Here is a 13293-nt window from a genome sequence, read left to right on the forward strand (position 1 = left end):
TTCCTCCACGACTCCTCGCTGTCGTGTACTCAAGCGAGGGCCGGGCATTCCTCCCCCAAGAGCCGCTCAGCCCTCGTCTTTTTCATTGCCAGAATCAGGGTTTGAAGAAGGCATCCGCCGCCGCGCGGCTGGCTTTTTTTGCTTTTATTTCCTTGTGCGTGCGGTCAACCTCCGCCAGCAGACGCTCCACCCGGTCCTCGAGTTCCTCCGCGCTGACAGTTGACAGGTCCTCACGCTCCACAGCCGTGAGTGGGCTGTCCTTTTTCACCGGTACGTCATCAAAATCCATTCTTCAAACTCCTGCCTGAGCCGCCACCGCTGCCATGATGCCGAAGAACGGGGGGCTTGTCACGAGGGCTATCTCGCCCCACCTTCTGGGCATGATGATTGGAGAGATACAGTGAAAGTTATTGAAATCAAGATGCCCGGTGGGCCTGAGGTGCTGACAGTCGCGGAACGCGACATGCCGGAAGCTGGCCCGGGTGAAGTATTGATCAAAGTCTTTGCCGCGGGCGTGAACCGGCCTGATGTGGTGCAGCGCGAAGGTCGCTATCCGCCGCCGCCCGGCGCGTCGGATATTCCGGGGCTTGAGGTTGCGGGTGAGATTGTTGCGGTGGGCGGGCAGGTATCCGGCCTCACCGTCGGTGACCGCGTGTGCGCGCTGGTGCCAGGCGGGGGCTACGCTGCATTTTGCAAGGCACCGGCCGCCACCACCATCAAACTGCCGGAAGGCTATGACTATGTGAAAGCGGCCGCCATCCCGGAAACTTTCTTCACCGTATGGTCCAACGTGTTTGACCGCGCCAAACTCGCGCCCGGCGAAACGCTGTTGGTGCATGGCGGCTCAAGCGGTATCGGCTCGGTCGCGATCCAGCTTGCCAAAGCTTTTGGCGCCAAGGTCATCACCACCGTTGGCAGCGACGACAAGGCAGCTTTCTGCCGCGATTTGGGTGCCGATACGGTCATCAACTACCGCGAGGAAGACTTTGCGGAGGTTGTGAACAAGGTCACGGATGGTGCCGGTGTGAATGTGGTGCTGGATATGGTCGGCGGGGACTATGTACCCAAGAATATCGCCTGCCTTGCGCCTGATGGCCGCCATGTTTCCATTGCGTTCCTCCGCGGCCCCGCGGTGGAGATGAACATGCTGCCGGTGATGCTCAAGCGCCTGACCTTGACGGGCAGCACCTTGCGTCCACGCGACAATACTTTCAAGGGCGCCATTGCCGAGGCGCTCGCCGCCAAGGTGTGGCCGCTGCTCGAAAGCGGTAAGGTAAGTCCGGTGATTGACAGCGTGTTTGCGCTTGAGGACGCGTCCAAAGCGCATGCGCTGATGGATTCGAGCAACCACAAGGGCAAAATCATGCTCGAGGTCAGCCACAAGCAGTAGGAATGCGCAAATATCGCCTTTCCCGCGCACAATTCGCGGTGACAGGCAGTTCCTGACCTGTTAAAGAGGGGTACGGGAGGAATTTCTCTCTCGCCCCTTTCAGGATCAATTTAATCTCCGGGAGGGCAGGTGGACGGAAGTTCATCTGGACTAGAGGAATTCTGTAATTTGTAGGGATAACGGGATGACACAACCTTTGATGCCGATGGCCACAGCGGTGTGGCTTGTAGACAATACAGCACTGACCTTCAGGCAGATTGCGGAATTCTGCCAGTTGCACGCGCTTGAAGTGCAGGGCATTGCCGATGGCACGGTTGGCACCAACATTGTTGGCCAGGACCCCACGGCAAACGGCCAATTGAGCTGGGACGAGATCGAACGCTGCCAGAAAGATGCAGGCGCGTCGCTGAAACTGACGGAAGACGCTGTGAAGGCACTGCCGCGCACCAAGGGCCCGCGCTATACGCCGGTCTCCAAGCGCCAGGACAAGCCCGACGCCATCGCATGGCTCGTGCGTCATCATCCGGAGCTGAGCGACCTTCAGATCAGCCGCCTTGTGGGTACCACGAAGCCAACCATTCAGGCTATCCGTGAGCGCAGCCACTGGAATATCCAGAACATTAAACCGCAGGACCCGGTAGGCCTTGGCCTTTGCAAGCAGGTTGAGCTTGACGAAGCTGTACGCACCGCCGCTGAGCGCAAACGCAAGATGGCTGAGAAATCACCGGAAGCAGCTGCTGAGGTTGAGGGCGACGCACCGGAAGCGACCGAAGAATAATTTCCCTCCACGGGATGCAGATACAAAAAGAGCGTGAGGATGTCCTCACGCTCTTTTTTTGAACCGTATGAGGGGCCTAGTGTCTTAGTCGGGCCATTTCCTCTTTCAGGCGGAGCTTCTGCTTTTTCAGCTGTGCGAGCCGCATCGTATCTGGACACGGTCGGTGCTCCTCACGGGCGATGATCTCTTCAATTTCAGCATGTTTGGCGTTGAGTGAATTAACATGCGATTCTAGGTTCATACCCGTCACTCCTATTTTGGTTGGTTGGACTAAGTATTTCATCATTCTGTAATGATGTTGTCACGGAAAAGATTGGCGCGCTGTGACTAAGCCTGTATCTTCGGGCACTTAGCAAACAGGACTTTTCTGCCGTTTGAAGGATTATTGCGTAAAGTGTCTGAGACTCGCACAAATCGGATAGTCATTGCCATCACCGGGGCCAGTGGTGTCGCTATTGGCGTGCGCCTGCTGGAGCTTCTGAGGCCCACAAATGTAGAGACCCATCTGGTGCTCTCAAAGGCCGGGGAACGAACGATTTCGGAAGAAATCGGCTGTACGGTCAAGTCGGTGCGCGACCTTGCCGACGTGGTCTACCCGGCGGCGGACATTGGCGCTGCAATCGCCAGTGGGTCGTTTAAGACCATGGGTATGCTCATTGCACCCTGTTCGGTGAAAACCATGGGCGAGATCCGCACCGGCATCACATCATCACTTGTTAGTCGTGCAGCCGATGTGATGCTCAAGGAAAGGCGGCGGCTTGTGCTGATGGTGCGGGAAACCCCGCTCCACCTTGGTCACCTGCGCACCATGACATCGCTTGCGGAAATGGGCGCCATCATCATGCCGCCCGTGCCTGCACTTTATTCCAAGCCCAATAGTATTGACGAGATGATCACCTATACCGCCGCGCGGGCGCTTGATCTCTTTGACCTTGATGTCGGCGATATCAAGCGCTGGGGCGAGGGTGACTAGCGTTTTGGTGTCAGCAGCTGCATGCAATAATCTGGCACGCGGATACCGTCCTGACCGCTGCGGCTGAAACTCACATCCGTGAACCAGCCTTCGCTTGTCAGCTTGCCGTCCTCGAATATGCGGAAGCGGTGCGGCCACATCACACCGTCCACCATGCGGTATTCCAGTTCCTGGCCTGTTGTCTCCCCGCCGAACCATAGGCCGCGAATAAGCCCGCTTTCTTCCTCAACACCGATGTGCATGCCCTTCCAGCCGGGGCGGTAGATATTATACCACGCAAGGCCCGCGTTCTCGGTGCTTGCCGGTGGGGTGCTCTCCGCCGGTGTCATGATGGTGCTGCTGTCCGTCAGCAGGAAGAGGAAGTTGCCATACAGGCTGCGCATCAGCTTGTCTTCCTCGCGCTCCTCCATCGGGCTGCAACTGTCGCCCACATAGGTGAAGCCGCGGCCACTGCCGGCCTGTTGCCGCATAAAACCTTCATCGGTGGTTTCGGATTTCTCGATGGCGCGCGATTTCAGGTCATAATGCATGTCCACCACATGGGGCAGGGTTTCGCCCACCTTCAGCACATGCAGTTTCATCCGGGCTGAGGTGAGGGACATCAGTTGCTCACCGCCAAAAGCGGCGCGCATCTGGTTCATCATCGCGGCCGGGGCCGGTGCGGCATAGGCGCTAAAACTCACGCTCAGGAGAAGGGCGGCGCTGGCGGCCTTTAGGAACTTCATTGTTATCCTCTGCTTGGTTTATCTCGGCCAAGTGTGCGGGATTTCATCTGTTCCTCAATGACTGTGCGACGGAGCGGGGCTTACGCACGCCGGATGGCGGCCAGAAGGGGCTCCGATAAGCTCAGGGGCGCTGAAAGCCGCTTCATATAGCGGGGCAGGTTATCAGGCGTGTCGCCCGGCGCGCTGCGCCCCAGCGCACCAAGGAGGGCCGCTTGTGCGTCGCGTTCAAGGTCAAGCTCTTCGCGCAGGAGCAGGTCATACGTCGGCGTGCCCTTGGCGGCGCGGCGACGGGCGCGGTGGGGCGCGAGATGCTGCGCCTGCCAGTGTTCAGACACCGCCATCAGTCGGTCAAGTTGGCTGTCGGCCAGCATCAACACTTCGCGGTCATGCCAGAGAAGGAGGAGCATGAGGTTCACATCCGCACCGTGGGAATCTTGCGCAGCAAGGCAGGCGTCTTTCACGTCCTTGGCGGCGTAAATCTCAAGGCAGAAATTCCAGAATTCCTCGCGGCTTGGTGGCATGTCCCTCTCTTTCTTGCAATTTGCGACCATGCTATAATACTGTCTCTCCAAGAAAAAACTGTTTTGAGGCGTTTGATGGACGAGGATGAGATCAAGGGGCAGATGACGCATCTGATGCAGGAGCACCGTGACCTTGATGATGCCATCACGGCCATCACACGGGCGGGGACCTTCGATCTGTTGCAGGTTCAGCGACTGAAAAAGCGTAAGTTGATGCTGAAGGACGAGATCGCCAAGCTCAAGAACATGCTGGTGCCCGACATTATTGCCTGAGGGCAGAGACAGGGTTAGCGGACGTTGTCCTCGCCCTTCTGTTCTTTTTTGTTTTCATACATCGCTTTATCCGCCTTATCGAGCGCATCATCAGGATGATCGCCGGAGCGGAAGGTGTATGTGCCGTAGGCAAGGCTCATCTGGATGGTGTCGCCCCCAAGCTGCAACGGATTGTCGGCAATCAGCTGCGCGAGCGACGCGGCTTTCTCTGTGCCCACATTCTCATCGGCTTGCGCGAGGATGACACCAAACTCATCGCCGCCCAGACGGCCAATCACATCGGTGCCACGTACATTCTCGGTCAAAAGGCGCGCTACATGGAACAGCGCCTTGTCGCCCGCTTCGTGGCCAAACTTGTCGTTGATCTGCTTCATGTCATTGAGATCAATGAACACCAGCGTGGACGGTGCGCCGTACCGTTCCGCAAACGAGATCATTCGATTGAGCTCGCGCACGAAGGCGCGGCGATTCGGCACCGGCAGCAGCGCGTCGGTGTCGGCCATGTCTTCCATTTCACGGAGGCGGCGTTGGGTGTGTTCCAACTCGCGGCGCAGGCTGTCGACCTCTTCCATCAGCGACATGATGGCCCGCTGCACACGCGGGGTCATTTCCTCAGGCGGGATGGCCTGCACATTCACGGTATCGTCAATTTGCCGCGGCGCGCTCGCACTGGTCGCGCTAGAGGTAGAAGATGTCCGGCGGACCTCCCGCGTGGGTGCGGCGCGGTATGTGCCGGGTGTGCTCGTGATCTTCATAAATAACCTGTGGTCCGTGGCAATTCGTACTCTCTTAGATCATTATGCCGTCTTTGTGAATCGACTTGCAAGCGCATGCGTGAAAAATGCTGATTTCATCGGCCCTTGCAATCATAAAGCGCCTGCCTATAATGCGCGCTCCGCAAACGGCGGGCACTGGCGGTATGGGTTCCGCCGGCCTGCCGCGAACTCGTAAGCATGAGGACAACGACGCTATGACGAGTGAACGCCCCCTTGTTGGCATTATCATGGGCAGCCAGTCCGACTGGCCAACAATGAAACACGCGGCAGAAGCACTTGATATGCTCGGCGTGGCCTATGAAACCAAAATTGTTTCCGCACACCGCACACCTGACCGGCTGGTTGAATACGCCAAAGGCGCAAAAGGCCGTGGCCTGAAGTGCATTATCGCAGGCGCTGGTGGCGCCGCTCACCTGCCGGGCATGGCCGCCGCCATGACACCGCTCCCTGTATTTGGGGTGCCGGTGCAATCGAGCATGCTTTCGGGTAAAGACAGCCTTCTTTCCATCGTGCAGATGCCGGGCGGTGTGCCCGTGGGGACGCTCGCGATTGGCAAGGCGGGCGCGAAAAACGCGGGCCTTCTGGCTGGTGCCGTGATCGCGCTGATGGATGATGCTGTCGCGGCCAAGCTTGATAACTTCCGCACGGAACAGACAGCAAGTGTGGCCGAAGACCCGGTCGACGAGGCTTAAGAGAGTTTATCATGACGCAAATCGCACCTGGTGGAACGATCGGTATTCTCGGCGGTGGTCAGCTTGGCCGCATGCTGGCGCTTGCGGCAGCCAACTTCGGCTACCGCTGCCATATCTTTTGCCCAGACAAACGCAGCCCGGCCTTTCAGGTCGCGGACCAAGTGACTATCGCTGACTATGAGGATGAGGAAGCGCTTGAGGAGTTTGCCCGCAAGGTTGATGTCGCAACCTACGAGTTTGAAAACGTTCCGGGTGTGACGGCAGAACTGGTGGGGCGCGACACGCTGCTGCGCCCCGGTGTGCGTGCGCTGAAAACCACGCAGGACCGCCTGCTGGAAAAGGACTTCCTGAACGCGTCAGGCGTGAAAACCGCCCCTTACAAGGCGTTTGAGACGGCTGACGAGCTGCAGGCAGCTCTCAAGGAAATCGGTCGCCCGTCCGTCGCCAAGACCCGCCGTTTTGGCTATGACGGCAAAGGGCAGGTGATGATCAAGTCCCGCACGGACCTTGACCGGGTGATGGAGGTCACGAACGGCCAACCGGCGATCCTTGAAGGTTTTGTAACCTTTGACCGCGAAGTCAGTGTGGTTGTGGCCCGTAGCGCCTCCGGCGATGTGGCGGCCTTCCCGGTGAGCGAGAATGTGCACACCAACCACATCCTTGATACCACGACTGTACCGGCCAAAATCTCCCCGATGCTTGAAGCCAAGGCCAAGGTTATGGCAACACGCGTTGCCAATGCGCTTGAGTATATCGGTGTGATGGCGGTTGAGATGTTTGTGCATGACAGCAGCGGCGAGATTGTAGTCAACGAAATTGCACCACGCGTTCACAACAGCGGCCACTGGACGATTGAGGGCGCCAACACCAGCCAGTTCGAACAGCATATCCGTGCCATCTGTGACCTGCCGCTTGGTTCAACGGACGCCCGTGGCCGGGTGCGTATGAAGAACCTGCTTGGTGCTGATATCCTTGATTTTGAACCCTATCTGCAGGACCCCAAGGCGCATTTCCACCACTATGGTAAACAGGAGCCGCGTCCGGGCCGCAAAATGGGCCATGTCACCTGGGTTGATACCGACGAATAGTCGAGCGCACTGAAGGCCCGCTTTATGCTGCCAATATTTCCAGAAGCCACGGCCAACGACTGTGTGGCAGCAGACGATGCGATGGACACCCTTACCCGGAAATGGATCACGCCCAATATGGGGCTGATTACCGTGGGCCTGCGCAAGATCCGCGCGCGGGTTGACGCGCATTTTGAGGCGCAAAAGGCCGCCGCGCTCAAAGGCAAGGCGGCCTATCTTTCCGAGATGAAAGACGTCACCAAATACCCCTATGGTTACTGTGATATCATCCGCAATATTGTGTGGGACCATATCCATGCGAGTGTGAAGGGCAAGGGCCCATACGTGCGCTATTTTGCGGCCCTGAAGCCTTTCCTGCAAAAGGGTGGGCTGTTCCGTAAAATATGGGGTGAGCTGACCTATGGGCCGTACTTTCAAAGCGCCATGCAGCTTGGCGCTTATTATATCGACGTGTCGAACGACACGGTTGTGATCACCAAGCCCAAGCTTGAAATCAAATTCCTCGAGGACACGCAGATCGTGAATGTGGATGATTTTGAGCATTATTTCCGCGTGGCGGAATCCTATTTCGGTTGGGACGTCTACCCCAACACCCACCTGCCGCAAGTTGCGGCGCTTTATCCGGCGGTTGCTGTGCACCGCAAAACGGGTGCGCTCCTTCTGGGCGGTGTCGCAAAGCCCATCTTCTACAAGAACCTGAATAGCGGCGGCGCGCTCGCGACCGCCTTTCTCGAAAGTTCACAATTCTCCGACCGTCGCCTGCCGGGCGAATCGGCGGATAGGTTGGCGGCTTTTCGCAAGGATGTGGTACCCCAGTTATTGGCGAACGCCATGTCGGACGACGCGGCACTGTCGGACGAGCTTGCACTCGCGGGTGATGTGGGCAAACTGCGGGCGTGGCTTGAGGCAGGACACGCGAAAGACAGGTACCACCAAACCTGCCTGCGGCTTGAGGCGGTTGCCAACAAAGTGGGCTCTGTTTTGCGACCCTACAGCGTGAAAGAGCTGGCGGCCTAGCACTACAAGAAAAAGGGAGGCAAAAGCCTCCCTTTCCTTTTTACTGGTTGTCCAGTTGTGCCCGTACATTCATCAACCCATGCGGGGTGATGCGGTACGGACCGCTGTTGCGGCTCATGATAAAACCACGCCGTTTCAGCTTTTTGAAAAGCGCGATGGAAAAGCCTGAAAGCCGCCAGCCTTCGCGGTTCAGGCAGTAGGCGTCGGTGATTTTACGGTGCGGGTCGCGTTCGATTAAAATAGCACCGCCTTGCGCGAGCGCATGCAGCGCGCGCTGTTCCATTTTGGAAATATTCAATGGGGGAAACTCCGCCAAATAGAAATCTGCTCCGCCCACGTCAGTGGGGGAGGGTTCTATTTTCCCTGCCGCCAGATGGGGCAGGGCTTAGCGGGTCTCAGACAGATGTTTCAAAAACGCTCCTATTACACAGGGAACATAGGAACGGTGCAGGCGTTTGTCTAGCGGTGGAGCACCCAAGTGGCGTGGTCGGCCTCGATTTTAAAGCCGTGGGTGTGCGCAACAGCCTCAACCACCCGGCGCATCGGGTAGCCCTTGGTGCGGCCCCAGTGCCAGTCATCACCGGTAATTTGCGCGTCTGGCCAAAGTTCAATGCATACATCAAGGTCAATGGCCTGTTTGTTGGCGTCGATATAGATGAGGTCAGGCTCAAACCCTGTTTCCTTCAGCACATAAAGCGCATCAGGCGACAGCCCTCGCACAGGCACAAAGCGGTCCTCAAAACCGTGTAGGTTCGCGAGTGCGGTGGAGAAAGGGCCTTGGGCTTCAATGTCTGCCGCGAACTGCTCCTGCACCGCGCGGTCAGGGTAGGCGCGGGTGAGGGCAGGGCGCCCCACATAACGGCGGCATTGTTCAATCAGGCCATCGTCCCAGGGGTCGACACCCACAACGCGGATGTCGCTGTCGAGCGAGAGCCAGCGCTTGGTGCTCGAACACAGGAAACAGCCTATTTCCAGCATGAAGGCAGGCTTTTGCGCGCGGATGATGGCGTCAATCAACTGCCGTCCGCCGCCGCCAAGCGTATAGTCCCACGCCGTGAGGCCATCAGTTTCAGGCCACGGGTGTTGGGATTTCAGGCTATCAAAAGCGGCTTGTGTCATGCGCAGATAGAAGAAGGGCGCGAACTGATGCCCGCGCCCTGTCTTTTTCCTTAGAGGATCGAGAAGCCGGTGGCTGCCCAGTCCTTGTCGAACGCCGCGAGGCCGTTGGCCGTCAGCGGGTGATTGAACAGTTTCCTGAGCACGTCGATCGGGAAGGTGGCAACATCGGCACCGATGCGCGCGCTCTCGAGGATGTGCGCCGGGTGACGAACAGAGGCCACGAGGATCTGTGTGTCGAACTGGTAGTTGTCATAGATGTTGCGGATGTCTTCGATCAGCTCCATGCCGTTGAAGCCAACATCATCATGACGGCCAACGAAAGGCGAAATGAAGGTCGCGCCAGCTTTGGCTGCGAGCAGTGCCTGGTTGGCAGTGAAGCAAAGCGTAACGTTGACCATGATGCCTTCAGCGCGTAGCGCCTTACAGGTTTTGAGGCCTTCAATCGTCAGCGGAACTTTGACGGCGATATTGTCAGCGATCTTCGCGCACTTGAGACCTTCCTTGAGCATGGTCTCATGGTCGTGGGCTACAGTCTCAGCCGATACCGGGCCGTCTACCTCTTTCGCGATCTCGGTGATGACTTCAAAAAACTCGCGGCCAGCTTTTTTGATCAGCGACGGGTTGGTGGTCACACCGTCCAGAAGGCCGGTCGCATTCGCTTCGCGGATTTCATCGATGTTCGCGGTATCGAGGAAGAATTTCATGTCATGCTCCTTGCGGGCCCGGCTATGGGGCCATCATCTCTTGGGACGGTTCGCCTTTATAAAGGGAAAACGCCGTGGCCGCATCAAATATGCGCCGTTCGCCGCTTCCCTACTGGAGATGGGGGCTGAATGCAAGCCTGTGCTTGGCTTTCCTTATGCTTCAACAGGATGCTCGACCGCGTGCTCGTCATCGAACTGGCGCGGCTTGATCAGGAAGGCTGCGATGATGACAGTAGCGGCCGCGAACAGAAGAGCGAGATAGGCGTTATTATAGGCAATCATCGCCGCTTGTTGGGACACGAGCAGGTTCGCCTGCGCCAGTTGTTCCGGCGTGCTTGTCAGCACCGATATGGTGCCAGACGGCGTGTAGGGCCGAAGCGGGGTCAGGCGTTCCACCAGCTCAGCGTGGTTGATCTGGCTATAGCGGCTGACGAGCGCGACCACGATAGAGATACAGGCTGCCTGCCCTAGCCCGCGGATGAGCGAGAAGACGGACGATGCCTCCACCTGCAGTTCATGCGGGATGGTGGCGTAGGCAATGGTGGATGCCATCACGAACATGATGCCGATACCAAAACCGTGGAAGATGGGCGGGATGGAGAGCAAGACAGCCGGTGTTTCGGTGGTCAGGAATATGAAGGGCGACAGGCCCGCCGCCATTGAGATACCACCAATCACAAGCAGCCAGCGCGGGTTCATCACTTGTGTGAGGCGCGGCGCGAGCATCATGCCAAACACCATACCGATACCCCGCCACATAAGTAGGATGCCGGTATCCAGCACCGGATAGCCCATCAGGTTCTGCATCATGGGCGGCTGCAGTACGACAGACGCTGTCATGTTGCCCGCCGTGATCAGGATCAGCACCATGCCGACGACAAAATTGCGGTCACGGAACAGGGCGCCGGGCAGGAAAGGCCGGTTGGAGAATCGGCTATTAAGCGCAAAAACCCAAAGGGACGCGACGCAGATGAGGGCATAGGCGATGATCTCTGCGCTTTCGAACCAGTCTTCGGTCTCGCCGCGGTCGAGCGCGAGCTGAAACGAGCCAACAGCAATGGCGAGCGAGAGGAATCCGGCGAGGTTCAAGCGGTGGCCAGGCAGGCCCGCCCCCGGTTTCATGGTGGCGGCGATGCCGAGCACTGCGATGATGCCCACGGGCAGGTTGATGAAAAAGACCCAGCGCCAGCTTGCGACCTCGGTGATATAGCCGCCGAGCGAGGGGCCAAGCACGGGCCCGACCATGGTGCCAAGGCCAAAAAGCGCCATCATGCGTGCGCGTTCACCGGGCGAAGTTGAAAGCCGGTTCATGGTCGCAATAGCGAGCGGGATAAGCGGCGCGCCCGCAGCACCCTGCAGCACCCGGCTCGCCAGCATGGCTTCAAGGGTGAGGGAAATACCGCACAGCACAGATGAGATCGTGAAGGTGACCATGGCCAGCATGATCAGGCGTTTGACGCCAAAACGCGCGGCGGCCCAGCCCACAAGCGGCGTCAGCACGACAGACGCCATGATATAACTCGTCACCACCCAGGATATCTGATCAAACGTTGCCTGCAGGCTGCCTTGCATATGCGGCAGCGCCACATTGACGATGGTGGCATCAATCGTATGGAGTGAGACCGCCAGCATAAGGCAGAAGATCAGCCCACCACGGTGGTGGGCAATCTCCTGCACAGGTGTCTGGTGCCGGGTGGCTTGGCTCATGACTATTGGCCTAAAGCCCAACCATGGATGTGAGGTCGGAGACTTTACGCTCGTGCCCCGTGTCGATCGACACTTCGGCGCTAAGGCCAGACCGGAGGGCGCTCAGGTCCTGCCCGTTGTCAAGAAGGATCTGTACTGGCACGCGCTGCGTAACCTTTACCCAGTTGCCGGTCGCATTCTGGGCGGGAAGTACCGCGAACTCCGCCCCCGTGGCGGGATCGATTGAGGTCACCTTGCCGGTGAAATGCAAACCCGGCAAGGCGTCCACAATCACATCGACCGATTGGCCGATGCGCACATAGGTAAGTTCGGTTTCCTTCGGGTTGGCTTCAATGCGCAGGTCACCGTCTACCGTCATGCCGTAAATCGGATACCCGGCGGAGATATATTCACCCGGGTGCAGGTCGATATGCGTGATGGTCCCGCCAGTGCGGGCGCGCACTTCAAGATGCTCAAGCGCGACCTTCGCGGCCTCCACGGCGGCCAGGGACTTCAGCACCATCGGGTGCTGATCGGCCGGAATGTCCGCATCACCACCCAGTTGCGTCAGCGCCATTTGCACAGCTTCTTCGAGGATGGCGATCTCGCGCCGTGCGTCTTCCACCTCGAAGCGCTGGTTATCAAGCGCGGCTTCCGAGAGGTTCTTGTCCCTGGCGAGCGCTTCGGCGCGCTTCAGCTCCCGTGTCTCATAGGCGAGGCTTTGGCGTTCCTTCTCAAGGGCCGCGACACTCTTGCGGTAGTTGGCCTTGAGCGCCGCCACAATATGGCGGGAGCTGATAACGCCAACTTCGGCTTCCTGCAATTTCACGCGGGCGTCGCTATCGTCCAGCCGGGCAATCAGAGCACCTTCGTCAACATGCTGGTTGCGGCCAACAAGCACTTCAACCACCTCGCCGGACACGCGGCTCGCACCCGTCAGAATGCCAGCACGCACATAGGCGTTGTCTGTCGTGACCATACGGCCCCCGGTCAGATACACATAAAACACAGCAGCGAGGATTAGCGCAGGCACGCTCACATAGAGAATCAGTCTTTTCATTTTTTACCTCCCGCTTTGCGGGCAATGGCGTCTTCGGTGACTCGCTCGAGGAGGGAGAGGAAAGTCTCGCGTTCTTCCGCGCTCAAGGGCGACAGAAAAGTTTCCGAGACTTCATGAACATGGTCCATCACCCGGTCGATGATCGGTGCGGTCTTCTCCGTGACGTAAAGGCATTTGACCCGGCGGTCGCTGTCGCTCACGCGGCGCTCGACCATGCCGCGTTCTTCAAGTGCATCAATCTGGCGGCAGACCGACATGGTGGCGATATCGAGCCGGGCCGCCAGCGCCTGCTGGCTGATGCCGGGATTGCGCCACACCGACAGAAGAAGCTTTGCCTGAGCGCGGGTGACGTCGGGGCCGTCTTTCGAATCAAAGCTGGCTTTCATTTGGCGGAAGAGGTCGCCAATTCTGAAAGCCAGCGGGTTGTCCTGGGAAGGAGGTCGCATGTCGAGAACTCGAGAACTGTTTTTAGTAAGCTAGACATATAATAA

Annotated in this window: 18 protein-coding genes; 7 read left to right on the top strand and 11 right to left on the bottom strand. The window is 58.3% G+C overall.

The window, feature by feature from the left end; translation table 11 throughout:
* Nucleotides 1-94 precede the first annotated feature (94 nt).
* Nucleotides 95-289, bottom strand: coding sequence for a DUF1192 family protein (locus tag B150_RS0108520; protein ID WP_020399489.1), 195 nt, complete (start codon nt 287-289; stop codon nt 95-97).
* Between the two features lie 111 nt (nt 290-400).
* On the opposite strand from B150_RS0108520, the gene B150_RS0108525 reads away from it, so the two are divergent.
* The gene (locus B150_RS0108525; protein ID WP_020399490.1) at nt 401-1390 is read left to right on the top strand and encodes an NAD(P)H-quinone oxidoreductase; all 990 of its coding nucleotides are present in this window, start codon (nt 401-403) and stop codon (nt 1388-1390) included.
* Between the two features lie 184 nt (nt 1391-1574).
* Complete coding sequence (locus tag B150_RS0108530; protein WP_020399491.1) at nt 1575-2168, top strand: DUF1013 domain-containing protein; 594 nt, start codon at nt 1575-1577, stop codon at nt 2166-2168.
* 76 nt (nt 2169-2244) lie between these two features.
* On the opposite strand, the gene B150_RS23000 is transcribed toward B150_RS0108530, so the two are convergent.
* Nucleotides 2245-2409 (bottom strand): YdcH family protein, encoded by a 165-nt coding sequence (locus B150_RS23000; RefSeq protein ID WP_020399492.1) that lies wholly within the window; start codon nt 2407-2409, stop codon nt 2245-2247.
* A 153-nt stretch (nt 2410-2562) separates the two neighbouring features.
* Here B150_RS23000 and B150_RS0108540 point away from each other — a divergent pair, with 153 nt between their 5' ends.
* The gene (locus B150_RS0108540) at nt 2563-3141 is read left to right on the top strand and encodes a UbiX family flavin prenyltransferase (protein ID WP_035921062.1); all 579 of its coding nucleotides are present in this window, start codon (nt 2563-2565) and stop codon (nt 3139-3141) included.
* Here the strand turns inward: B150_RS0108540 and B150_RS0108545 are convergent.
* On the bottom strand, nt 3138-3866 hold the full coding sequence (locus B150_RS0108545; RefSeq protein WP_020399494.1) for a hypothetical protein: 729 nt from the start codon (nt 3864-3866) through the stop codon (nt 3138-3140). The genes B150_RS0108540 and B150_RS0108545 overlap by 4 nt on opposite strands.
* Nucleotides 3867-3946: 80 nt before the next feature.
* Entirely contained in the window at nt 3947-4387 is a 441-nt protein-coding gene (locus tag B150_RS22290) for a TIGR02444 family protein (RefSeq protein ID WP_020399495.1), read from the bottom strand.
* A gap of 75 nt (nt 4388-4462) precedes the next feature.
* Here B150_RS22290 and B150_RS0108555 point away from each other — a divergent pair, with 75 nt between their 5' ends.
* Entirely contained in the window at nt 4463-4660 is a 198-nt protein-coding gene (locus tag B150_RS0108555) for a YdcH family protein (RefSeq protein ID WP_020399496.1), read from the top strand.
* 14 nt (nt 4661-4674) lie between these two features.
* Here the strand turns inward: B150_RS0108555 and B150_RS0108560 are convergent, their stop codons facing one another.
* Nucleotides 4675-5415: a GGDEF domain-containing protein gene (locus B150_RS0108560; RefSeq protein WP_020399497.1), complete on the bottom strand. Its 741-nt coding sequence runs from the start codon at nt 5413-5415 to the stop codon at nt 4675-4677.
* A 215-nt stretch (nt 5416-5630) separates the two neighbouring features.
* On the opposite strand from B150_RS0108560, the gene purE reads away from it, so the two are divergent.
* The 3 genes from purE to B150_RS22295 are packed head-to-tail and all read left to right on the top strand — an operon-like array spanning nt 5631 to nt 8233.
* Entirely contained in the window at nt 5631-6128 is a 498-nt protein-coding gene (gene purE, locus B150_RS0108565) for a 5-(carboxyamino)imidazole ribonucleotide mutase (RefSeq protein WP_025896250.1), read from the top strand.
* Nucleotides 6129-6139: 11 nt separating this feature from the next.
* Nucleotides 6140-7216, top strand: a complete 1077-nt coding sequence (locus B150_RS0108570; RefSeq protein ID WP_020399499.1) for a 5-(carboxyamino)imidazole ribonucleotide synthase — start codon at nt 6140-6142, stop codon at nt 7214-7216.
* Between the two features lie 24 nt (nt 7217-7240).
* A complete protein-coding gene (locus B150_RS22295; RefSeq protein ID WP_020399500.1) occupies nt 7241-8233 on the top strand; it encodes a hypothetical protein in 993 nt (330 codons plus the stop codon).
* A 40-nt stretch (nt 8234-8273) separates the two neighbouring features.
* Here the strand turns inward: B150_RS22295 and B150_RS0108580 are convergent, their stop codons facing one another.
* The 6 genes from B150_RS0108580 to B150_RS22300 form a co-directional block, all read right to left on the bottom strand.
* Entirely contained in the window at nt 8274-8531 is a 258-nt protein-coding gene (locus B150_RS0108580) for a YjhX family toxin (protein ID WP_020399501.1), read from the bottom strand.
* 161 nt (nt 8532-8692) lie between these two features.
* Nucleotides 8693-9352, bottom strand: a complete 660-nt coding sequence (locus B150_RS0108585) for a class I SAM-dependent methyltransferase (protein ID WP_020399502.1) — start codon at nt 9350-9352, stop codon at nt 8693-8695.
* Nucleotides 9353-9402: 50 nt separating this feature from the next.
* Nucleotides 9403-10056 carry a fructose-6-phosphate aldolase gene (gene fsa, locus B150_RS0108590; RefSeq protein WP_020399503.1) on the bottom strand — a complete coding sequence of 218 codons (654 nt, stop codon included), beginning with the start codon at nt 10054-10056 and terminating at the stop codon, nt 9403-9405.
* A gap of 153 nt (nt 10057-10209) precedes the next feature.
* Nucleotides 10210-11763, bottom strand: a complete 1554-nt coding sequence (locus B150_RS0108595; protein WP_020399504.1) for a DHA2 family efflux MFS transporter permease subunit — start codon at nt 11761-11763, stop codon at nt 10210-10212.
* A gap of 10 nt (nt 11764-11773) precedes the next feature.
* A complete protein-coding gene (locus B150_RS20275) occupies nt 11774-12802 on the bottom strand; it encodes an HlyD family secretion protein (protein WP_020399505.1) in 1029 nt (342 codons plus the stop codon).
* On the bottom strand, nt 12799-13248 hold the full coding sequence (locus B150_RS22300) for a MarR family winged helix-turn-helix transcriptional regulator (RefSeq protein WP_081611373.1): 450 nt from the start codon (nt 13246-13248) through the stop codon (nt 12799-12801). The genes B150_RS20275 and B150_RS22300 overlap by 4 nt, the downstream gene beginning before the upstream one ends.
* Nucleotides 13249-13293 lie beyond the last annotated feature (45 nt).

The organism is Kordiimonas gwangyangensis DSM 19435 = JCM 12864 (assembly GCF_000375545.1).
Taxonomy (GTDB): domain Bacteria; phylum Pseudomonadota; class Alphaproteobacteria; order Sphingomonadales; family Kordiimonadaceae; genus Kordiimonas; species Kordiimonas gwangyangensis.